The sequence below is a fragment of the Marinobacter sp. AN1 genome (assembly GCF_026013985.1).
Classification (GTDB): Bacteria; Pseudomonadota; Gammaproteobacteria; order Pseudomonadales; family Oleiphilaceae; genus Marinobacter; species Marinobacter segnicrescens.
The window spans coordinates 4,208,727-4,230,026 of the sequence record NZ_CP110342.1; the positions used below are offsets into that span (position 1 = coordinate 4,208,727).

Sequence of the window (21,300 nt, forward strand, 5' to 3'; positions counted from 1 at the left end):
CCGGGCTTCGGGAACCAACTCGAAACGAGCTCTGGTCTTGAAAATTAGTTCAAGCCAATAATTTGAGCAAGTGATTGGTCATAAAGCCTACCCTGTCCCTTCCGCAACCGCACAATGACGGGGCTAACCACTTTGGCGCTGAACCTGCCGGTGGTTAACAAACTTGACTAGCGTTGCCCGCCTGCAATGACGCGTTTCCACACGCTTCCATCAATCGCAGCGCGTGCTGGCGCATTGCCGCCTTGAGGCCCTCGGGTTCGCGAATAGTGAACCGGACTGGCAACTGCGCCAGCCACCAGGCAAACCATTCAAGGCTGTCGGTCTGGGTGTGCATAAGCAGGCCGTCTTCACAGTCTTCGAACGACCCTGCGCACTCTGCGGTGAACGTGCCCAGTCTCGCCAGGTGGTTTCGATCTGTGTGCAGCAGGACTTTCACTTTGTGAGCCTGCCCCCAGTTAGAGAAGCTCTCCTGCAGGAAGACCGCCGGATCGAAACCGGCCGGGCGGCTGAAAGTTTCCCGTTGAGAGGTGACCTCGCTGATACGGTCCAGCCGGAAAGAACGCATGGCCTGGCGCAGATGGCAGAAGCCGATGACATACCAGCGACCCTGGCGGAAGACCACGCCGTAGGGATCAATGCCACGGGCCATCGGACCATGCTCCGGGGAATGATAGTTGAAAGTAACACGGCAGCTGTCCTCGGCGGCCCGGGTCAGTACCTGCAAGGCTTGGTCGTCCAGGCTGGGCTCACCCCGGGGCAGAACGACCCGGGTGGTATCACGGATACCTCTCACCCGCCGCTTCAGGTTGTCCGGCATGACCCGCTCCAGCTTGGCCTCTGCCCCCGCGATGGCCGGTGCGTAGGACGCCAGCCCCAGTTGGCGGGCCGCCAGCAACCCGAGTGCAACGGCGAGGGTTTCTTCGTCGGTGAACATCATGGGGGGCAGCTTGAAACCGGCCACCAGGCGATAGCCTCCGTAGCGGCCCTGTTCAGTGGTGACGGGAATGCCCAGCTCTTCCAGTACCGAGATATAGCGCCGCACCGTCCGGCGGTCCACTTCCAGGCACTTCGCCAGCTCGGCGCCACTGATCTGGCGGCGGGATTGCAGCAGCTCCAGCGCTGCCAGTACGCGGGTGGTGGGTCCGGACATGATGGCCATCCTTACCTGCATCCGCAGGCCGATGATTAAATTTTGACTGTGCCGCCTATATAGGACGTCTTTTCACCTATATCCACTCTAATCTGGTCCTGCAAGCAGTAAAACCCAACAAGGAAGAGGACCACCGTCATGTCCGAACTCACCTTCTACACCAACCCCATGTCCCGCGGTCGTGTCGTACGCTGGATGCTTGAAGAACTGGCTATTCCCTACCACACCGAGGTGATGGCCTTCGGTCCTGAGATGAAAAGCACTGACTACCTGGCCATCAACCCCATGGGCAAGGTACCTGCCATCCGGCACGGCGACACAGTCGTCACCGAGGTCGCCGCCATCTGTGCCTACCTGGCAGACCGCTTTCCCGAGAAGCAACTGGCACCGGCCGCCAATAGCCCCGAACGCGGCCCTTACTACCGTTGGCTGTTCTTCATGGCAGGACCGTTCGAAATGGCCACCAGTGCCAGGGCCTACGACTGGCGGATTGATGATAGCAACGTCCAGGCGGTCGGTAGCGGCCGCCTGGACGACGTTATCCGGACATTGGAGCAGGCTCTAAGCAGGGGACCGTACATCTGCGGGGAACAGTTCACCGCTGCCGACGTACTGGTCAGCAGCTATCTGTGGTGGGAAACGATGCAGAAAAACCTGCCACCCAACGAAGTGTTCCAGAATTATGTGGACCGCATGGAAAGTCGCCCGGCAGCCAAGCGAGCCAATCAGCTGGACGATGAGCTGGCGGAGCAAATGAACGCCGCTACGGCGTAGGCGAACGAGTGACATCCACGCCCTGTACCCCATGGCCTGGATGTCACTCTTCAAGAACGACGCAACACTCCCCTTGCGCTTGATCCGACGCCAGAGTCATAGCATTCTTCCAAGCCATCATCATTCGTTCACGGGGATACCATCATGCACCTGCCCTTCTGGCTGACCACTGCTGGCCTGTCACCCGTGCTCATCTATCAGGGCAAACAGGCGCGACGCAATACGGTGAGGCTACCGGAGGCCAGCGGAGAGCCATTCGGGCAGTACGGGGAAGGCATTCCTGAGAGGCGCGTACTGGTGATCGGCGAATCCACCGCCGCCGGGGTTGGGGTGCAGACCCACAACCAGGGGCTGGCCAGTCAGCTCGCGAGACGGCTGCATGAACGTACCGGTCGGGTCACGGAGTGGCATACCTTCGGCATCAATGGCGCCACCCTCGCCGAACTGATGGCACAGCTGGATATCGACACCCTGCCCGAGGCGGACCTGGTCCTGCTGAGCATGGGGGTGAATGACACCACAGCCCTGACACCCCGCAGCCGGTTCCGGCAGCAATTGGTGACCCTGGGCGAGCAGCTGCGCAATCGCTACGATTCACCACTGGGATTACTGAGCGTCCCGCCCATGCACCGCTTCACCGCCCTTCCATCGCCATTGCGGCAGGTCATGGGCTGGCGGGCACGGCAGCTGGATGGTGTCTACCGGGCGCTTGCCCGGACGCAGCCGGAAGCCTTCGTCCACCTCGGCTACCCGGCCGTCACCGATGCCGGGTTGTTGGCGGCCGATGGCTATCATCCAGGTGAAAGCGGCTACCGGCTTATGGGTGAAACCCTGGCCGAGCTGGTGGACCAGTGAATCTAACCGGGCGCCTTCATGGTAATGATCGCCTGCAGTATCTTGCCCACCGGCCCCTGGCGATCAAACAGCGTCGTTTCCACCAGGCCAACACCGGTGCCCTGCATCCGGCTGCGGGCATCCAGCCCCAACCATTCGCCCACCGGGCTCCGATGAAGGTAGAGGGTGACGTCTGTATTGATACAGCCCAGCTCGCTGGACAGGTTCAGCTGACCGACGCCATTGCCGAAATCACAGAGTGTGGCCGCCATAACGGTAGGACTGGTTTCCACACCCTGGACCAGCGGCAGCGGTAGTTTCAGCCAGGCCACGCCCTGCCCGCTGCCATCAACGCCTTCGATAACCACGGCCTTGGCCGTACTATGCAGGCCCACTGGTGAATAACGGTTCTGCCAGCCACCGGCTTCGGCAATGCTGGCCTCCACTGGCCAGGACGGAGGCTCCAGCTCTGTTGGTTGAAATTGCCCCTGATCCGGTACAGTAACCGGTCGGTTCTCGAGGAACAGCGCACTCGCCCGGGTCACCTCGGCCTCCCCGGCGAATAACGACGCCTCCAGGATCTGCAGCCGTTTGCCGCCGCGCACCAGGCGGGTAGTCACCGTCAATGGAGCGTTGGGGACAGCTCGCAGCAGGTCCACGGTGAGTCGTGACAGGTGCAGATCATTATTGTCCGACGCCTGTTCCACAGCATGGGCCATCAGCCCGACCACCGGCCCACCATGCAGTTGCCCCGGGCTCCAGGGGCTGCCGCAGGCGGGCGTTGGCAGATACAGGTCGCCGTCTCGCTGAAAAAGCGCTTCAGTCATGGGTTGTCCTTGTTATTGTGGAGGTCTGGTAAAACGACAGGTTACCAGAATCCACCCGGACGTCCCGCCCGTGACTTACTTCTTCGCCATGGACTCCAGCATGCGGTTCACTGCGTCCAGGTGTTCCGGTTCGTTGTGGCACATGCCCTGGAAGACGGAACACAGGTCCAGGAAGTCCTTCAGCTCCATGCGCTGGGCCATTTTCATCAGGCGCTTGGTCAGGCGGGTAGCTTTCGGCGGCTGGCTGGCGATTCGGGTGGCCATCTTCATGGTCGTGGGCATCAACTCGTCAGCAGGCACCACTTCCAGCGCGATACCCAGCTCCTTGGCCTCTTTTGCTTCCACCACACGGCCTGTGAGGGTCAACTCGAAAGCACGCTGATAGCCAATCAGGCGCTGCATGAACCAGGCACCGCCATCGCCGGGGATAATGCCCAGGTTGAGGAAGGTCTCGCCGAACTTCGCCTTCTCGGACGCAATGCGCACGTCGGCCATGTTGGCCAGGTCAAAGCCGGCACCAATAGCCGGCCCATTAACGGCAGCAATAATAGGCACTTCCACCGCCTGCAGGGCCAGGGGAATACGCTGGATACCCTTGCGGTACCGGTCCGAGCACTCAGCCACATCACCCGCGAAGTCGCCGCCCCGCTCCGCCATGTCGCGGACATTACCACCAGCGCTGAATGCCGAACCAGCGCCAGTGATGACCAGCACAGAGACATCGTTACAATGGTTCACCCAATCGGCAGTGGCGACGATATCGTCAATCAGGTTGGAACCGGTCAGTGCGTTGCGGAGGTCATGACGGTTCAGGGTCAGCACCGCGACACGGTCTTCGAGGGTCAGCAGGGCATCAGTCAGTTGGGGGAGGTTGCTCATCGGGGGGTGGCTCCTTGGTAGTCTTGAGGGAGCACTAGGATAAACCACCAGTTATGAATTTTCTTCCAGGGGCGAAGCCTGCACTCTCCCAAGCACTACGTTGGTCTGAACAGCTTATCCGATCAGACAATCCCACGGGGCTTTGGGCGGCGTGACCCAAGAGGTTTGGAACGAATCCGCAACCCTCCGAAGCCGCCATTGACGTTGGGCTTTCAAGCAACAACAATTGCACGACTTAATGGATTAAGCACACCAACTGATATGGAGATCGCCTATGCCTTCCCCCCGCATGCGACGCGCACGTGAACTTGCCCAAGAGCGACAGTTACGGACCGATCTGAAAGAGCAGCTCGCTAGTAATCGGCCTGACATTCATGTTCTCAATGCCCGGGAACTGACCGGCGTGTGGGTCAATATTCAAAAAGCCAAAAATCTTTCAGATGAACAGACCGCCATTCTGTTCGAAGAAGTCACTGGAGTCGCACTGGACATGGTCCGCGACCATACAGGGACGGCTTCATCCGCCATTGTTCTAGCAAAACTCGGCGCAGATATGCACCGTTCAGGTTCAATTTTTGGCACCTACAAGATCATACAAAGAGAAGGTAAGCAGCTCATAGTATTTTCAGGGTACGCCGGTTTCAGGAGATACCTCAATGCGCCCGTTTATGGACTAAGCAATCCCAAAGTGATTCGAATGGGAGTAGGCATTTCGGCGGCCAATGCTGCCTTGAAAAGTGGTGCACTGCTAACTCTGATCCTCAGTCCGGCTATTCGAACCGCGGAGTGGTTGTTCATTGACCAAAAACAAACGTTAGAGTCGGTATTGGCCCATATCGCAACGGATATTGTCAAAGGCTTTTTAGCAGCAGGCGCAGCGTACTTTATTGGTGGAGTCCTTCCCGCGGTCGTGAGTATGGCGGGTTTCGCAATAGCCGCCGTAATCCCGGTCGGGCTTGGCATTATCGTGGCAATTGCTGCAGGTTTCGCATTAAACGCGATCGACGAACGTTATGGCATCACTGAAAAGATAGCGGAAGCGCTCGTTGAAAGTCGAAAAGACTGGGTTATTACCACCGAAAGAGTCAACCGAGACTTTCATTATTATTTCGATACCCCACAAGGCAACCTGGAATTCATTCGCAGGTTCTTGAGAGGCGGAGGTGGTTATGGCTATTAGCTCGGCAACCTCTAGTCAAATTAATCCAAAAGGCGCGTTACTTGGCGGTATCGGGTTTACAGCCTTAGCACTCTTGTTGATCGGCGGGGCATTCTGGTTTATCCACACGATTCATAGCGGCTACGCAGAGGCGCTGCAGTCCCAGACACCCCTTTTTTTGGAGAAAGAAGGCTATACCGTTTTCTATCTAGCTCCACTGGGGTTCCTCGGCCTGCTAATGATAGGTCTGGCCTGTATGGCTGTGGGCATCCGTGGCCGCCCTTACCCTCGATCGACCTCAGATAAACTCAATAGGGTGGTCGGGCCGCTCGTCATTGTCGGACTCGCAGGCATGTTTGCCGGTTCTTACGTGGCAAATAAAATATGGGCTGAAACCTTCCGTAACCATGGCTACAACGAGTGCGCCGGTTCATTTACCATTACCAAAAAGTGGTTTACTACTGTCTGGGTGGATGAACCAGGTCTCTGCAACGACGAGGACATCCGGCAGATGTTTCGGGATTTCGAACGCGTACCCGCCATTAACCGCTTCGTGTTGCAGCAGCGCCAGTAAGGCTGTCACCAATCACCCTTATATCGCGGTCACGCGCCATATCGTGTGGAGGGCAGTGTGCCTTCGAACGGAGGCTCAGCCTCGCACTCTCGCCGTCACTTCCGAAAGAGGAGAAGATGCCGGATAACCCGGACCGAAGAGTCTGAAATATAGCCCCGGGATACAGAAATGCCGACGCCGACCCAGATCACACCCCGAACCGGTCCCGCATTGCATAGTACCAGGCACCAATGGCGGTGAAAGGCACCCGGAAAACTCGTCCCCCCGGGAACGGGTAATGGGGAAGACTGGCGAAGGCATCAAAACGATCCGCCTGGCCCTGGATGGCCAGCGCCAGGGCCTTGCCCGCCACATGGGTGAATGTGACACCATGGCCGGAGCAGCCTTGGGAATAGAACACATTGTCATGCAGGCGGCCCATCTGGGGCAGTCGTGACAGGGTCAGCAGGAAGTTGCCGGTCCAGCCGTAGTCCACCTTGACGTGGGCCAGCTCAGGGAAGGTCTTCAGCATATTGGGGCGGATCAGCCGCTCGATATTGGCCGGGTCACGGGCACCGTAGACCACGCCGCCCCCGTAGATCAGCCGTCTGTCGCCAGACAGCCGGAAGTAGTCCAGCAGGTAGTTGCAGTCTTCCACACAGTCATCGTGGGGTAGCAGGCTCCTGGCAAGTGCCTCATCCAGGGGTTCCGTGGCGATGATCTGGGAGCCGCAGGGCATGGATTTGGCGCCCAGTTCCGGCACCAGGCCGCCAAGGTAGGCGTTGCCGGCCAGTACCACGAAGCGGGCGCTCACTTCCCCGTTGGCGGTTTGCACGATGGCTGGCTGACCGTGGCGAATTTCGGTCACTTCGGAATGCTCGTGGATGACGCCGCCCAGCGACTCCAGCGCGGCTGCCTCGCCCAAGGCCAGGTTTAACGGGTGGATATGGCCACCGGAGTGATCGATGGCGCCGCCTACATAGCGATCGGTGCCCACCCGGGTGCGGATGCCGTCCCGGTCCAGCAGCTCCAGCTGGTCATGGCCAAACCGGCGCCACAGGGCTTGCTGGGATTCCAGGTGCTTTTGCTGACGTGGATTGAGGGCAGCGAAGATTCCCCCGTCCTTCAGGTCACAGTTGATATCGTAATGACGCACCCGCTCACGAATGATCTGGCCGCCTTCAAACGCCATTCCGGCCAGCAGCTTCAGGTGGTCCGCAGTAGTCTGGCGCTCGATGGTGTCCAGGTCGCGGCTGAAGCTGTTAACGATCTGGCCGCCGTTACGACCGGACGCGCCCCATGCCACTGTGGCTGCCTCCAGCACCACCACCCTGAAGCCCGCTTCCGCCAGGAACAATGCCGTGGACAGGCCGGTATAACCAGCACCCACCACACAGACATCCGCCTCGCAGCTACCCCTGAGCGAAGGGCGTTGCGGCGCGGGATTGGCAGAAGCGGCGTAATAGGAGGGAACCGGAGGGAAGTGGGTCATGGATCAGCGCCATCAGGGACGATATTGCCGCAAGTCTATGCCAGCGCTGGGCAAGCGGGAAGACACGTTCTTCTACCTATAGCAGGCACCGTAAGGAAACCCGATAGTTCGCCAGATATCACCCGTTCCCAATGCCTGTGAGGCTACCATGTCTGACACATCCACACCCGTCACCCGGCAACAATGGCAACAGCTCGCTGACCAATTGAGGTTTGAAGGCCGCGCCTACATCAACGGTGCCAGCCAATGGGCGGTTAGCGGTGAAACTTTCCCCTGCATCAGCCCGGTAGACGGCCGGCAGCTGGCTCAGGTAGCCAGCTGTGACCAGGCCGACGCGGAGCAGGCTGTCATTGCCGCCCGTCAGGCCTTCGAGCAGGGTGGCTGGAGCCGGCTCGCGCCCACGGAACGCAAACGTGTGCTGATTCGTTTCGCGGAGCTGATCGAAGCCAACGGCGACGAACTGGCGCTGCTGGAAACCCTGGACATGGGCAAACCAATCGCCCATTCACGGGCGGTGGATGTGCCCGCCACGGCCCGTACCATTCGCTGGACCGCCGAAGCCATCGACAAGGTCTACGGCGAGCTGGCCGCCACTCCCCATGACCAGATCGGGATGATCTCCAGGGAGCCCGTGGGCGTGGTGGCCGCCATCGTGCCCTGGAACTTCCCCATGATCATGGCGTCCTGGAAGATCGCGCCGGCCCTGGCTACCGGCAATTCGGTGATCCTCAAGCCCTCGGAAAAATCCCCGCTGACTGCCATCCGCCTGGCGGCACTGGCGGAGGAAGCCGGTATTCCCGCCGGCGTATTCAACGTGCTGCCCGGCTTCGGTCATACCGTGGGCAAGGCCCTGGCGTTGCATATGGATGTGGATTGCCTGGTATTCACCGGCTCCACCAACGTCGCCAAACAGCTGATGATCTATGCCGGTCAGTCCAATATGAAACGGGTTTGGCTGGAAGCCGGCGGCAAAAGCCCCAACATCGTCTTTGCCGATGCGCCGGACCTGAAGAAGGCCGCTGCCGAAGCCGCCAGTGCCATTGCCTTCAACCAGGGCGAAGTATGCACCGCTGGCAGCCGGCTGCTGGTTCAGGAGAGCATTCGCGATGAGTTCGTGCACATGGTCTGCGACGCCCTGAAAAGCTGGCACCCGGGCCATCCACTGGACCCGGCCACCACCTGTGGCGCGATTGTCGATCAGGCCCAGCTGGACCGTGTTATTGGGTACATCAGTATCGGGCAGGCAGAGGGAGCGAAACTGGTACAGGGCGGCAAACGAATCATGGAAGACACCGGTGGCCTGTTCGTCGAACCGACGGTCTTTGACGGCGTACTTAACCCAATGCGTATCGCTTCGGAAGAGATCTTCGGGCCGGTGCTGTCGGTGATCGGTTTCAACAGTGTCGATGAGGCCATCACCATTGCCAACGATTCCATCTACGGCCTCGCAGCCGCAGTGTGGACGTCCAACCTCAACACTGCCCACAAGGTAGCCAGGGCCCTGCGTGCCGGCAGCGTCTGGATCAACCACTATGACGGTGGCGATATGACCGCCCCGTTTGGCGGCTTCAAGCAGTCCGGCAACGGTCGTGACAAGTCACTGCATGCCTTTGACAAGTACACGGAGCTGAAGGCTACCTGGATCGCCCTGGACTGAGCCGGCCTGGCACACAAAAGCGGCGCCCTCGTGGTGCGTTTTTGTTTGTGGATGAACCGACTTGATCAGACCGTGTGGAGGTACCAGAGGTACTCCAGGTCCGAGATCGTCATCTCGAACTCGTTCAGTTCGTGCTCCTTGCAAGCCACGAATACGTCCAGGAAGTCGTGGCCCAGATAGCTCTCCATGACTTTCGACTGACCCAGCTCCCGAAGCGCATCCCGCAGGTTGTTCACCAGGCTCGCCTCGTGCTGCTCATGGGCATTGCCCACGGTCATGGGCGGTGGCTCGATGCGGTTGGTGATGCCGTAGTGGATGCCCGCCAGTACCGCCGCCATCAGCAGGTAGGGGTTGGCATCGGCGCCGGCTACCCGGTGCTCGATGCGCAGGGCCTCGGGATCGCCACCGGGCAGGCGCAGGGAGGCGGTGCGGTTGTCCACACCCCAGGTGGGCGCGCTGGGCACGTAGTACTCTGGACTGAACCGGCGGTAGGAGTTGATGTTGGGGCAGAACAGCGCCATGGCATCGTTCATGGTGGCCACCAGCCCGCCTACCGCCCAGCGCAGTATGTCGTTGGGCTGCTCGGCATCGCCGGCAAAGACATTGTGCCCGTCCCGGTCCACCAGGCTCACGTGCAGGTGCATGCCGCTGCCGGCCTGGTTGTGGTAGGGCTTGGCCATGAAGGTGGTGTCCATCTCATGGTCGTAGGCCACGTTCTTGATCAGGCGCTTGAGCAGGGTGGCGTGGTCGCAGGCCCGTACCGCGTCGTTGACATAGTGCAGGTTCACCTCGAACTGGCCGGGAGCCGACTCGGCCACCAGGGCATCGGCGGGCAGTTCCTGCTCATGGGCCGCATCCAGCACATCCGCCAGCAGCTCGGCGTACTCGTCGAGGTCATCGATGGAGTAGGCCTGGGTACCCGCCGGACGCTTGCCGGAAATCGGAGACTTGGGTGGTTGGGGCCGGCCCGCCAGGTTCTCCTGGTCAATCAGGTAGAACTCCATTTCATAGGCGGCGACGGGGGTCAGGCCAAGGTCGGCGAAACGTTCAACAATATTCTGCAACACAACCCGGGGGTCGGCGAAGAAAGGGGTTAACCGATCGAGCTCATACATGGTCAGCAGCAGCTGAGCGGTGGGCCGCTTCTGCCAGGGTTCCATGGTGAGGGTGGCATCGATGGGCAGGCAGATCCGGTCGGCCTCGCCGATATCCAGGCCCAGGCCGGTTTCCTCCACGGTGGTGCCCTGAATATTGAGGGCAAAGATGGAAGCCGGCAGGGCAATGCCCCGCTCGAATACCTTGCCCAGGGTCGACGGATCCACCCTTTTGCCGCGGACAATGCCATTAATATCCGGAATCAGCAGGTCGACGAACTGCAGCTCGGGATGCGCCTTGAGGAAAGCCTCGACGCTCGCAGAACCAGAACCCATAGGAAAGCCTTTCGGAACTTGCACTCAACCTGCGCGGAATAGCCGGCACAGACGTGTCTCACCGTTCTTTATCCTGTGTTCCGGGTGTTTTTGCAAGATACGCATATGCCGTAGCCGAAGGGCCATGTATACGCTGGCGCAAAGGGTCGGCCCCGCCGCAAGCGGAGGTAACGGCATCGCCGCAGTGACTTTGTTCGAATAAGCACAAATCACCATACCGGGCATGTAAGTTTTAATAGCGCCCCGCAAAAACTCGTGATACATATCGCGCGAATACGGACGGTTCTCCACCGCCGTTTCCAGGACAAGCCTTAAAGGAGTCTCCGGCGCCTTCCCCGGCTGCCAAAAGGCCACCCTCAGCAGACCTGCACAACACTGTGTGCATCAGGGAATCCCTCCCTGGCACGCGTTGCTTTCATCCCTTTCAGTGAGGGACAACACCCATGTTGAAGTTGTGTAAGCCCGCGGCCCTGGCGGCCGCTATTGCTGTATCCCTTGGTTCCTCTGTCGCCCTTGCGTCTGGCGAGGTTCGTGTCTACAACTGGTCGGACTACATCGCCGAGGACACCCTGGCGAAGTTCACCCAAGAGACCGGCGTCAAGGTCATCTACGACGTCTACGACAGTAACGAAATCCTGGAAGCGGCCTTGCTGTCCGGCCGTTCCGGCTATGACCTGGTGGTACCCTCCAACCATTACGTGGCCAAGCAGATTTCCGCACAGGCCTTTGTGCCCCTGGACCACGACAAATTGCCGAACATGACCCACCTGAATCCGGACCTCATGAAGCAACTGGAAAAGGTCGACCCGGGCAGTCAGTACGCCATTCCCTACCTGTGGGGCACCAATGGCTATGGCTACAACGAGGCCCGCATCCAGGAGATCCTGGGTGACGATGCTCCCACCGACTCCTGGGCCCTGGTGTTCGACCCGGAAGTGACCGGCAAACTGGCCGCCGGCGGCTGCGGCATTGCCATGCTGGATTCCGGTGAGGAAATGGTGCGGGCCGCCATGGCCTATGTCGGCCTGGACCCCAACAGCAACAACGCCGACGACATCAAAAAGGGCGGCGAGGTGATCAAGGCCGTGCGCCCGAACATCACCTATTTCCACTCCTCCCGTTACATTGCCGACCTGGCCAATGGTGACCTGTGCGTGGCCGCCGGCTACTCTGGCGACATCCTGCAGGCCGCTGCCCGGGCCGAGGAAGCCAACAACGGCAACGTCATCCTCTACACCATCCCGAAAGAAGGCGCGGTGCTGTGGTTTGACATGATGACCATCCCCGCTGGTGCGCCCAACGTGGAGAACGCCCACAAGCTGATGAACTTCCTGATGCGTCCGGAAATCATCGCCGACATCACCAACTACGTGTGGTACGCCAACCCCAACAGCGCTGCCAACGAGTTTGTCGATGAAGAGATCCTCAGCGACACCAGCATCTACCCCACCGACGAGGTGATGAAGAAGCTGTACCTGATGGAAGGCCGGCCCCAGGACGCCCAGCGCCTGATGACCCGCACCTGGACCAGCGTGAAGTCTGGACGCTAAGGGTGGCCGAGAGCAACAACACCTCCGCGCAGGCGGAGGTGTTACTCAGCATCGAGGGTATCTCCAAGAGCTTCGACAGCACGCTGGCGGTGGACAACGTCAGCCTGGACATTCACCGGGGCGAGATCTTCGCCCTGCTCGGTGGTTCCGGCTCTGGCAAGTCAACCTTGCTGCGTATGCTGGCAGGCTTTGAAAAACCCGACGCCGGTCATATCGTGCTGGATGGACAGGACATCACCAACCTGCCCCCCTACCTGCGGCCGACCAATATGATGTTCCAGTCCTATGCCCTGTTCCCCCACATGACGGTGGCGCAGAACATCGCCATGGGCCTGAAACAGGACCGGCTGCCGAAGGCTGAGATCCGCGACCGGGTTGCCGCCATGCTCCGGCTGGTGAAGATGGAATCCTATGCCACGCGCAAACCCCACCAGCTTTCCGGCGGACAGCAACAGCGTGTAGCCCTGGCCCGTTCGCTGGCCAAGCGCCCGAAACTGCTGTTGCTGGACGAGCCCATGGGCGCACTGGACAAGAAACTGCGCACCGAGATGCAGCTCGAGCTGGTAGACATCCTGGAAAAGGTTGGCGCCACTTGCCTGATGGTCACCCACGACCAGGAAGAAGCCATGACCATGGCCAGCCGCATTGCCATCATGGCCAACGGCCGCATTGCCCAGGTGGGCTCACCCATTGATATCTACGAAAGCCCCAACAGCCGCATGACGGCGGAGTTTATCGGCTCGGTGAATATCTTCGAGGCCAGTATCCAGGCGGACGAGGCGGACAGTATCACGCTGACCAGCGAGTTGCTGGACGCACCGGTATTCATCGACCGGGGCGTCACCACGCCGGCAGAAACTACCGACACCCTGGTTGCCCTGCGCCCGGAGAAGATCTACCTGACCACCGACCGGCCCGAAGGCGACAGCAACTGGAGCCAGGGCACCGTGGACAACATCGCGTACCTGGGGGACATCACCTCCTATTACGTGAAGCTGGCCAGTGGTAAACGGGTACAGGCCACCATGGCCAATGTGGAGCGTCGCGGCGATCGGCCCACCTGGGGGGATCAGGTCTTCGTGTCCTGGGAAGCCTCCAGCCCGATATTGCTGTGGAACTGAGACCGTGATCCCGAAACTGATTCCGACCCCGGTCATGGAGCGGGTGCGAGCGGTACTGTTCCACCGCCGGGTGGTGTTCGGCATCCCCTTCCTGTGGCTGATGCTGTTCTTCCTGCTGCCCTTTGCGCTGGTGCTGAAAATCAGCTTCTCCAGCGCCGTGATGGCCATTCCACCCTACGAGCCGGTGGTGCGCTGGGTGGACGATACCTTTTCCATCGTCCTCAACCTGGGCAACTACCTGTTCCTGGCCTCGGACAGCCTGTACATCGCCGCCTACTGGGGCTCGGTGAAAACCGCGTTTCTGGCGACCGTGTTCTGCCTGCTGATCGGCTACCCCATGGCCTATGCCATGGCACGGGCGCCAAGGCACTGGCAACTGGTGTTCCTGCTGATGGTGATGCTGCCATCCTGGACCTCGTTCCTGATCCGGGTCTATGCCTGGATGGGCATCCTCGGTAACCAGGGCCTGCTCAACAGCCTGTTGCTGTGGCTCGGCGTGATCAGTGAGCCCCTGCGTATGCTCAACACCAACTTCGCGGTGGTACTGGGCATTGTGTACGCCTACCTGCCGTTCATGGTGCTGCCCATCTACACCAACCTGGTGAAGCTGGATGTGCGCCTGCTGGAGGCGGCCTCCGACCTGGGCTGTCGCAGCCTGACCACCTTCTGGCGTATTACCCTGCCGCTTTCGAAGGCCGGCATCATCGCCGGCGCCATGCTGGTGTTCATCCCGGCGGTGGGTGAGTTCGTGATTCCGGAGCTGCTGGGCGGGCCCGATACCCTGATGATCGGCAAGGTGCTGTGGGAGGAGTTCTTCAACAACCGCGACTGGCCGGTGGCCTCCGCGCTGGCCATCGTTATGCTGGCCCTGCTGCTGATTCCCATCGTGTTCTTCCACCGGTTCCAGGCACGGGAGATGGAAAAGCATGGGTAAGCTCAGCTTCTCGAAAGCCATGCTGGTGCTGGGCCTGCTGTTCCTGTACCTGCCGATGATGGTGCTGGTCGTTTACTCGTTCAACGCCTCGCGGCTGGTGTCAGTGTGGGCCGGGTTTTCCACCCACTGGTACGGCGAACTGTTCCGCGACCAGCAGATCCTGTCGGCGGTGTGGATGAGCCTGCGCATTGCCTTTTACTCCGCCAGCATGGCCGTGTGCCTGGGCACCCTGTGCGCCTTCGTGATGACCCGCTTCCGGGGTATGCGCGGACGCACCCTTCTGTCCAGCATGATCACCGCCCCGCTGGTGATGCCGGAGGTGATCACCGGGCTATCGCTGTTGCTGCTGTTCGTGGCCATGGCCCAGCTGATCGGCTGGCCGGTGGACCGGGGCATGGCCACCATCTGGATTGCCCACACCACGTTCTGCAGCGCCTACGTGGCCGTGGTGGTCAGCTCGCGCCTGCGGGAAGTGGACCGCTCGGTGGAAGAAGCCGCCATGGACCTGGGCTGCACACCGCTGAAGACCTTCTTCGTGATCACCCTGCCGGTGATCGCCCCGGCCCTGGTCTCCGGCTGGTTGCTGGCCTTCACCCTGTCCCTGGACGACCTGGTCATCGCCAGCTTTGTCTCCGGCCCGGGGGCCACCACACTGCCCATGGTGGTGTTCTCGTCAGTGCGGATGGGTGTGTCGCCGAAAATCAACGCCCTGGCAACCATCATTATCCTTGCGGTGTCTATTGTGGCGTTCATCGCCTGGTACTGGATGCGGAGGGCAGAAAAACGGCGAATGGGCCCCCGTTAGCATCCCGCCTGGTTTGCCTCGCTAACCAGGCGGAACACTGCGCCGTGAACGGTCAAAACTTACCTGGTGACCTCCACCAGCCCCGCCGTTGGTGAGCTGATCATACGATAGGCCAGAACGGCCATCATCACAGCGATCAGCTGGATAGCCAGCATGGGCATTGGTTTGTCGTGCTCAGGGCCAGTCATGATCTGGTCTCCTGCATACTGGCGCCATTCACAGGTAGGGTCCGCCGCAGGAAATCCGCACTGAGCCCCACCACAGACCTGTCGCCAAGGATGCGACGATGACCCACTCCGGATACCGCATGAAGGGTCGACAACGGCCAGGCTGCCCCGAGTTTGCGGCTTTCCTCGTAGGGAACCTCGCGATCCTCCGGGTCGTGTAGTAGCAGGGAGGGATGTCGCAGGCCCCGGGCCAGGTGCGACAGTTCCATTGCTTCAACAGGAATACCGGTTTCGGCCTCCATCAGCGTCATCAGTGCCCTCTGCCCCCCGGCGTCCAGCCCGGTCTGTGATGCGGTGCGTTCAAGGACCCGCCTGAAAGAACTGGGCCCGGCCAGATGAACACTGGCACCAACTTCCAGGCCGTGGGCGAACGCATACAATAAGGCCGGCGACCCCATGGAATGACCAATCACGGCCTGCACCGGGCCCGCCGTCGCTACCACCTGCAGTATCGCCTGTCCCAGCAGCACCACATTGCTGTGGTGACCGCCGGACTCCCCATGACCTGGGCCGTCAAATGCCACAACCTGGTAGCCTGCTGCCAACAGCGCTTCAACGAAGCTGCCCAGGTGACTCGCCCGACTGTCCCAACCATGAACCATCAGCACAGCGGGCCCCCTGTGACCCCACCGCCAGATCGCCACCCTGTCCCCCCTGAATACCGTGTTGACGCGAGTTGCCCCGGCCAGCAAGTGCATCTCGGGCTCCGTGGCCGGAACCCGACGAGGCTGTATCAACTGCTGGAAAACCTTGTCGGCGGAAGGCCCTCCGGCCTCTCTCCGGGATGAGCGCTGCGCAATATATCCTTCGGTATTCATGAGCAATCCCCTTTATATGATGTTCGTAATATGATGACTATCATACAAAGGCGGACGCCTGTCAATACCTGCGATCGGGCTCCATATCTGTCGTTGTACCGGCAGGGTCTGATGAACAAGACTAAACCAGCGAGAAACTCGGAACGTGCTGATGTCAAGATGGAAGTGGTTTTCGTGGGGTTGGTTATCGTCAGGGCGCAGCACAGTGCCAAAGTAGTGTGACAGGCGGACGATCCTTATCGACAGCTTGCACAAACTGCAGCCCGGGGCCAATATGAACCGGTAAAAACAACAACAAGCTATCCATTAAGTGACTCTGCCATGTCCACCGAAAAGACAGGTTTTGACGCCCATTCCCTGGAAGATGAACCCCCTGGCCGTAAGCCCCTGTTCTACGGCTGGTTCGTGGTGGCCGCCGCCTTTGCGGTCACCTTTGTGGGTTTTGGTGCCGCCTACAGTTTCAGCGCCTTTGTGGATGCCCTGCAGCAGGAGTTCAGCGCCTCCCGCGGCGCCGTTTCACTGGTATTCTCACTGGCAGGATTCCTGTATTTCAGCCTTGGGGTAGTCACCGGGCCACTGGCAGACCGGTTCGGTACCAGGCCCATGGCCATTGCAGGTATGGTCTTTGTATCGGCGGGGCTGGTGCTGGCAGGTTTTGCAGACAACCTGCTACACGTCTACCTGGCCTACGGTCTCGGTGTGGGTCTCGGGGTCGGATGTTCCTATGTGCCGTCGGTGGGAACGGTTCAGCGCTGGTTCGCCCGCAGGCGCGGGTTTGCCTCGGGTCTCGCTGTCAGCGGTATTGGATTCGGCACCCTTTTGATGCCCATACTGGCCGCGCTGCTGATTGGCACTGTTGGCTGGCGTACGGCCTATATCTCGCTGGGCATACTCTCTGCCCTGGTAGGCATCACCATGGCACTGCTGTTCGTCAACGATCCCCGCAGTAAAGGCCTGGCTCCAGATGGCGGTCCCGCGCTGCCAGCTGCTGCGTCCGGTGCTTTCGAGGGCACCGAGCTCCGGGTTGCGGTGCGGTCACGACCTTTCCTGACACTGTACTTCGCCGGACTGATTGCTTCGTTCGGACTGTTCGTGCCATTTGTGCACCTGGTGCCCTTCGCGACTGATCAGGGCATGTCGGCCGGTCAGGGCGCCTTCCTGTTGGGCATGGTGGGGGTGGGCAGTACGGTGGGGCGCTTCCTGCTGGGCAATGTGGCTGACCGCATCGGCCGTCAGCTGGCGCTGATCCTCGCCTTTGCCGGTATGGCGGTTACCCTGCTGATCTGGCTGGTATCGGACACCCTGGTACCACTGGCCATTTTCGGCCTGACCTTCGGTACCTTCTATGGGGGGTTCGTCGCCCTGATGCCCGCCCTGGTGATGGATTATTTCGGTGGCCGGCACATCAGCAGTATTATTGGTGTGCTCTATACCAGCGTGGCCCTGGGCACCCTGGTCGGACCGACCGCGGCAGGCTATGCCTACGACCTGACCCAGAACTATACCCTGGCCATTATCGGCAGTATCGCGGCTAACCTGGTTGCTGCGGGAGCCATCATGACCCTGCGCAAACCTGGCACCTGAAAACCAGCATCAAAAACAGTGGCTCAGGCTTGTCCGTGTCCCGGGCTGGCGGCGCGTACCGCCTCCAGGTCCTGCGAGAGGCTCAGGGTCTGTTCCGCTCGGGCAAGTGCCATGGCGCTGTGTCGCAAGGCTGCCTCCGCCACATCACGGTCGTGGCTGGCTACGAGCACCGAGAGGGTTTGCTGCAAGGCTACGGCAACTTCAACCGTACCGGCGCCGTCGCGACCAATGCCGGTGAACGCGCCGTTAAACAGGTTGCCCACATCCACCGCAGGCAGCTCCACCCGGTCGAACGGAGTCTCCACCGATCCAGCCGGAACCGGCTGACACCATTCATCAAGCAGCCGCAACATGGTTTGTAGTACCTTGCGGGCTGTGCCCGGGTCATTCACTGCCGGAGAAAGCGCCTTCATGGCAATTTCAGACAGCACCACGAAGCCAAAGCCCGGATCCTGATCGAATACCCGGTCACGGTCCACGGTGAAGCACGCCGCCAGCTGGTCCGTTTCGATCCGCTCTGGTGCGGTCTCAGGAAACCACACCCGTGCCATTTCTGCCCTGGGTGACAGGAAACTGCCCGGCAGTGCGATGACCCTGACCCTCGCATGGTTTTCCTTGGCCCAGGCCTGCAGGTCCTCGACATTGATTTCCTGAACATAACCCACGGTGTTCGTGAGTACCGGTGTGCCCTCCGGCACAGGTCCTTCCCCGGCCACGCCGCCCAGCCAGGGGCGCCGGCGATTCTGTTTGAGCACCGCCCGGGTTGCCCGTTCAGCCCGGTCAATCACCGGCCCCAGCAAGCCCAGACGGGCAATGCTGTCCACCCAGTAAACGAACACCAGGACCACCATGGCGAACACAAACAAGGCGGCCGAGAAGATCACAAAGTAGCCATCACCCTCAAAATAGCCCTCCTCAAGACTGACCCTGGCGATAACACTGAAGATAAAGGCGGCAATAAAGGTGGAGTGTGCGAGTTGGGAGATATCGTCCCGCAACACCAAATTGAAACTGCGGGGTGTCCCGCTGCTGGTGGCAGCGGTATAGGCGGATACCATGGAACCGACAGCGAAGGTGGCGATCACCAGCATGCTGGCCGCGAGGATGGACAGCAGCGTTTCCACGGTATCCCGTTCAATATCCGGCAGCCAGCCACCCAGACCAGAGCTGTCGACCCAGCCCGCAGCAAACACCGCCACCAGGGAGCTGATACTGAACACCGCCGGCCGGAACCAGAGGCGTTCCCGCAGGCGGTTGATCAGAAACAGGATTGATTTGCCCTTGCCGGTCATGGACCTACTCCCTGGTATGGCTACCGCCGCCGTGCGAAGGCCGGATACATCCATATCCGGCCCCCGCAAACACTGTAAACACGAACGGAAGGGCCCGTGCCCGGGCGGGGTCAGCCCTTGTCGTCGTCCAACTTGTCCTGCGTACGCAACTCAAAGTCGCTCGCGTCATGGCGTTCCAGCAACTGGCCGGCGGGGTCGCCCCAGGCCCGGTTGACCATCTGGCCGCGCTGCACGCCGGGGCGAGACTGCAGCTGCTTGCTCCAGCGCACCACGTTGGTGTAGCTGTGTGCCTCGATAAACTCCTGGGCCTCGTAGATAGTGCCGGTCACCAGCTGGCCGTACCAGGGCCAGATGGCCATATCGGCGATGGTGTATTCATTGCCGGCCACGAACTCGTGCTTCGCCAGTTGCCGGTCCAGGACGTCCAGCTGGCGCTTTACCTCCATGGTGTAGCGATCAATGGGGTACTGGAACTTTTCCGGTGCATAGGCGTAGAAGTGGCCAAACCCGCCGCCCAGGATCGGCGCGCTGCCCATCTGCCAGAACAGCCAGTTGAGGGTTTCAGTACGACCGTGAATATCTTTCGGTATGAAAGCGCCGAACTTTTCCGCCAGGTAGAGCAGGATGGAGCCAGACTCAAACAGCCGTAGCGAAGGATCCACACTGTGGTCGACCATGGCCGGAATCTTGGAGTTGGGGTTCACATCCACGAACCCACTGGAAAACTGGTCACCCTCCATGATGCGAATCAGCCAGGCGTCGTATTCCGCACCCTCGAAGCCCTTTTCCAGCAACTCCTCCAGCATGACAGTCACTTTCACGCCATTGGGGGTAGCCAGGGAGTAGAGCTGGAGCGGGTGCTTGCCCACTGGCAGTTCCTTGTCGTGGGTGGGGCCGGCAATGGGGCGGTTGATGTTGGTGAATTTACCGCCGCCCTGGCTGTCCCATTTCCAAACTCTCGGGGGTGTGTAGGTATTCTCGGTCATAGTGATACTCTCGCTTGCTGCTTCGTGAAGGAATTCAGCGTGGTGAACCATCTTGCCACCGGAGCGGGACAGACACCAATAGCAGTGACAGGGACTTACACCTTGCCCTTCACGCCAAGCCGATCCAGATAGACATGCAGCTCGGCCTCGCTGAGATTGACGTATTCCAGCACCCGCCCGTATAGCATGACCGTGGGCACATTACGGCCATTGCGCTCCTGTTGCGCCTGGTTCAGCACGTGGAGAATGATGCGTTCGGTGCGGGTGAGACCATCCCGTACATCCGGGATGGTTTCCATCACCAGGTCCGGGTCATAGTCGCCGTTGTGGTCATCGGATGCCATGCTGATAGTCCTTGGTACGGGTTTTCCTGCAACCAGGTTCAGTAGCCATAGCCGCCGCTGTCATCGGCGGGGCTACGCCTGATCGTAGAATAGGATGGTATACCTGAAATGTCCTGTACCGACACCAGACGGAGCCCTTGACCATGACCGTACACTATTGGCAACCGATAGCGGTGCTTCTGTTCCTGGCCGTGTATACCAGTGCCTGGGGACAACCCTCAAACCCGATTCCCCCGTTCTCGGAACTGCCAGCGCTTACCACCGAGCACGGCTGGGAACCCCTGGAGTTCCCGGGTATCGGGCGCCACAGCCAGTATGAACTGGTCTCCGACCCGGACCAGGGACAGGTGGTACAGGCTCGGGCGGATAACAGTGCCTCCGGCCTGATCACACGGGTTTCCCTGGAACCGGGCGATTCACTGATCCTGCGCTGGCGCTGGAAAGTCGGCAATACCCTGGAAAAGGGCGATGCCCGCCGCAAGTCCGGTGATGACTACCCGGCGCGGATCTACGTAGCTTTCGAGTTCGAGCCGGAAAAGGCTGGCTGGTTCGAGCGCGCAAAACGCAAGACGGTCAGCGCCCTGTTTGGGGAAGAACTTCCCGGCAAGGCCCTGAACTACATCTGGGCAAATCGCCTGCCACAAGGCGACATCGTCGCCAACCCGTTCACGGACGACACCATGATGATTGCCGTGAATTCCGGCGAGGAAGAGCTGGGGCAGTGGGTCACTATTGAACGGGATATTGTGGCTGACTACCGCGAAGCCTTTGGGGACAACCCGCCACCGCTGGTGGGCGTTGCCATCATGTCCGACGCCGACAATACCGGGGGAGCGGCAACGGCCTGGTATGGCGATATCAGTCTGGGCCGGCGCTGATGTATG

The 21,300-nt window shown here is 60.3% G+C and carries 22 protein-coding genes; 11 read left to right on the forward strand and 11 right to left on the reverse strand.

All coding sequences use genetic code 11. The features are described from left to right. Positions 1-154 precede the first annotated feature (154 nt). Positions 155-1,150: a helix-turn-helix transcriptional regulator gene (locus LJ360_RS19475; RefSeq protein WP_264994828.1), complete on the reverse strand. Its 996-nt coding sequence runs from the start codon at positions 1,148-1,150 to the stop codon at positions 155-157. A 138-nt stretch (positions 1,151-1,288) separates the two neighbouring features. Between LJ360_RS19475 and LJ360_RS19480 the strand changes: the two genes are divergently transcribed. Both LJ360_RS19480 and LJ360_RS19485 read left to right on the forward strand, forming a co-directional pair. Further along, a complete protein-coding gene (locus LJ360_RS19480) occupies positions 1,289-1,924 on the forward strand; it encodes a glutathione S-transferase family protein (RefSeq protein WP_264994829.1) in 636 nt (211 codons plus the stop codon). A 144-nt stretch (positions 1,925-2,068) separates the two neighbouring features. Beyond that, positions 2,069-2,779 (forward strand): SGNH/GDSL hydrolase family protein, encoded by a 711-nt coding sequence (locus LJ360_RS19485; RefSeq protein WP_264994830.1) that lies wholly within the window; start codon positions 2,069-2,071, stop codon positions 2,777-2,779. A 2-nt stretch (positions 2,780-2,781) separates the two neighbouring features. On the opposite strand, the gene LJ360_RS19490 is transcribed toward LJ360_RS19485, so the two are convergent. Both LJ360_RS19490 and LJ360_RS19495 read right to left on the reverse strand, forming a co-directional pair. Further along, a complete protein-coding gene (locus tag LJ360_RS19490) occupies positions 2,782-3,585 on the reverse strand; it encodes a thioesterase family protein (protein ID WP_264994831.1) in 804 nt (267 codons plus the stop codon). A 75-nt stretch (positions 3,586-3,660) separates the two neighbouring features. Next, positions 3,661-4,464 carry an enoyl-CoA hydratase-related protein gene (locus LJ360_RS19495; protein WP_264994832.1) on the reverse strand — a complete coding sequence of 268 codons (804 nt, stop codon included), beginning with the start codon at positions 4,462-4,464 and terminating at the stop codon, positions 3,661-3,663. 274 nt (positions 4,465-4,738) lie between these two features. Here LJ360_RS19495 and LJ360_RS19500 point away from each other — a divergent pair, with 274 nt between their 5' ends. Continuing rightward, positions 4,739-5,644: a hypothetical protein gene (locus LJ360_RS19500; protein WP_264994833.1), complete on the forward strand. Its 906-nt coding sequence runs from the start codon at positions 4,739-4,741 to the stop codon at positions 5,642-5,644. Next, a complete protein-coding gene (locus LJ360_RS19505) occupies positions 5,634-6,197 on the forward strand; it encodes a hypothetical protein (RefSeq protein WP_264994834.1) in 564 nt (187 codons plus the stop codon). Before LJ360_RS19500 ends, LJ360_RS19505 begins: the two co-directional genes overlap by 11 nt. A gap of 187 nt (positions 6,198-6,384) precedes the next feature. Here LJ360_RS19505 and LJ360_RS19510 read toward each other — a convergent pair whose 3' ends face one another. Beyond that, the gene (locus tag LJ360_RS19510) at positions 6,385-7,668 is read right to left on the reverse strand and encodes an FAD-binding oxidoreductase (RefSeq protein ID WP_320108778.1); all 1,284 of its coding nucleotides are present in this window, start codon (positions 7,666-7,668) and stop codon (positions 6,385-6,387) included. 148 nt (positions 7,669-7,816) lie between these two features. On the opposite strand from LJ360_RS19510, the gene LJ360_RS19515 reads away from it, so the two are divergent. Beyond that, positions 7,817-9,325, forward strand: a complete 1,509-nt coding sequence (locus LJ360_RS19515) for an aldehyde dehydrogenase (RefSeq protein ID WP_264994835.1) — start codon at positions 7,817-7,819, stop codon at positions 9,323-9,325. 65 nt (positions 9,326-9,390) lie between these two features. Here the strand turns inward: LJ360_RS19515 and LJ360_RS19520 are convergent, their stop codons facing one another. Then, the gene (locus LJ360_RS19520) at positions 9,391-10,755 is read right to left on the reverse strand and encodes a glutamine synthetase family protein (protein WP_264994836.1); all 1,365 of its coding nucleotides are present in this window, start codon (positions 10,753-10,755) and stop codon (positions 9,391-9,393) included. A 443-nt stretch (positions 10,756-11,198) separates the two neighbouring features. On the opposite strand from LJ360_RS19520, the gene LJ360_RS19525 reads away from it, so the two are divergent. The 4 genes from LJ360_RS19525 to LJ360_RS19540 are packed head-to-tail and all read left to right on the forward strand — an operon-like array spanning position 11,199 to position 15,165. Next, positions 11,199-12,305: a polyamine ABC transporter substrate-binding protein gene (locus tag LJ360_RS19525; protein WP_264994837.1), complete on the forward strand. Its 1,107-nt coding sequence runs from the start codon at positions 11,199-11,201 to the stop codon at positions 12,303-12,305. A 2-nt stretch (positions 12,306-12,307) separates the two neighbouring features. Continuing rightward, a complete protein-coding gene (potA, locus tag LJ360_RS19530; protein ID WP_264994838.1) occupies positions 12,308-13,426 on the forward strand; it encodes a polyamine ABC transporter ATP-binding protein in 1,119 nt (372 codons plus the stop codon). Between the two features lie 34 nt (positions 13,427-13,460). Then, positions 13,461-14,360, forward strand: coding sequence for an ABC transporter permease subunit (locus LJ360_RS19535; RefSeq protein WP_091851026.1), 900 nt, complete (start codon positions 13,461-13,463; stop codon positions 14,358-14,360). Further along, positions 14,353-15,165: an ABC transporter permease subunit gene (locus LJ360_RS19540; protein WP_091850972.1), complete on the forward strand. Its 813-nt coding sequence runs from the start codon at positions 14,353-14,355 to the stop codon at positions 15,163-15,165. Before LJ360_RS19535 ends, LJ360_RS19540 begins: the two co-directional genes overlap by 8 nt. A gap of 59 nt (positions 15,166-15,224) precedes the next feature. Here the strand turns inward: LJ360_RS19540 and LJ360_RS19545 are convergent, their stop codons facing one another. From LJ360_RS19545 to LJ360_RS20080, 3 genes are read right to left on the reverse strand one after another with little or no spacing between them, the layout of a single operon-like run. Then, positions 15,225-15,353 carry a hypothetical protein gene (locus LJ360_RS19545; RefSeq protein ID WP_264994839.1) on the reverse strand — a complete coding sequence of 43 codons (129 nt, stop codon included), beginning with the start codon at positions 15,351-15,353 and terminating at the stop codon, positions 15,225-15,227. Next, positions 15,350-16,210, reverse strand: a complete 861-nt coding sequence (locus LJ360_RS19550; protein WP_264994840.1) for an alpha/beta fold hydrolase — start codon at positions 16,208-16,210, stop codon at positions 15,350-15,352. The genes LJ360_RS19545 and LJ360_RS19550 overlap by 4 nt, the downstream gene beginning before the upstream one ends. A gap of 12 nt (positions 16,211-16,222) precedes the next feature. After that, positions 16,223-16,414, reverse strand: a complete 192-nt coding sequence (locus LJ360_RS20080) for a hypothetical protein (RefSeq protein ID WP_413774438.1) — start codon at positions 16,412-16,414, stop codon at positions 16,223-16,225. A gap of 117 nt (positions 16,415-16,531) precedes the next feature. Between LJ360_RS20080 and LJ360_RS19555 the strand changes: the two genes are divergently transcribed. Continuing rightward, positions 16,532-17,794: an MCT family MFS transporter gene (locus tag LJ360_RS19555; RefSeq protein WP_264994841.1), complete on the forward strand. Its 1,263-nt coding sequence runs from the start codon at positions 16,532-16,534 to the stop codon at positions 17,792-17,794. 23 nt (positions 17,795-17,817) lie between these two features. Here LJ360_RS19555 and LJ360_RS19560 read toward each other — a convergent pair whose 3' ends face one another. The 3 genes from LJ360_RS19560 to LJ360_RS19570 form a co-directional block, all read right to left on the reverse strand. Further along, complete coding sequence (locus LJ360_RS19560; RefSeq protein ID WP_264994842.1) at positions 17,818-19,086, reverse strand: DUF2254 domain-containing protein; 1,269 nt, start codon at positions 19,084-19,086, stop codon at positions 17,818-17,820. A 110-nt stretch (positions 19,087-19,196) separates the two neighbouring features. Continuing rightward, complete coding sequence (gene yghU, locus LJ360_RS19565) at positions 19,197-20,072, reverse strand: glutathione-dependent disulfide-bond oxidoreductase (RefSeq protein ID WP_264994843.1); 876 nt, start codon at positions 20,070-20,072, stop codon at positions 19,197-19,199. Between the two features lie 95 nt (positions 20,073-20,167). After that, on the reverse strand, positions 20,168-20,416 hold the full coding sequence (locus LJ360_RS19570) for a hypothetical protein (protein WP_091850958.1): 249 nt from the start codon (positions 20,414-20,416) through the stop codon (positions 20,168-20,170). A gap of 143 nt (positions 20,417-20,559) precedes the next feature. Between LJ360_RS19570 and LJ360_RS19575 the strand changes: the two genes are divergently transcribed. Beyond that, positions 20,560-21,294: a DUF3047 domain-containing protein gene (locus LJ360_RS19575; protein ID WP_091850955.1), complete on the forward strand. Its 735-nt coding sequence runs from the start codon at positions 20,560-20,562 to the stop codon at positions 21,292-21,294. Positions 21,295-21,300: the final 6 nt, after the last annotated feature.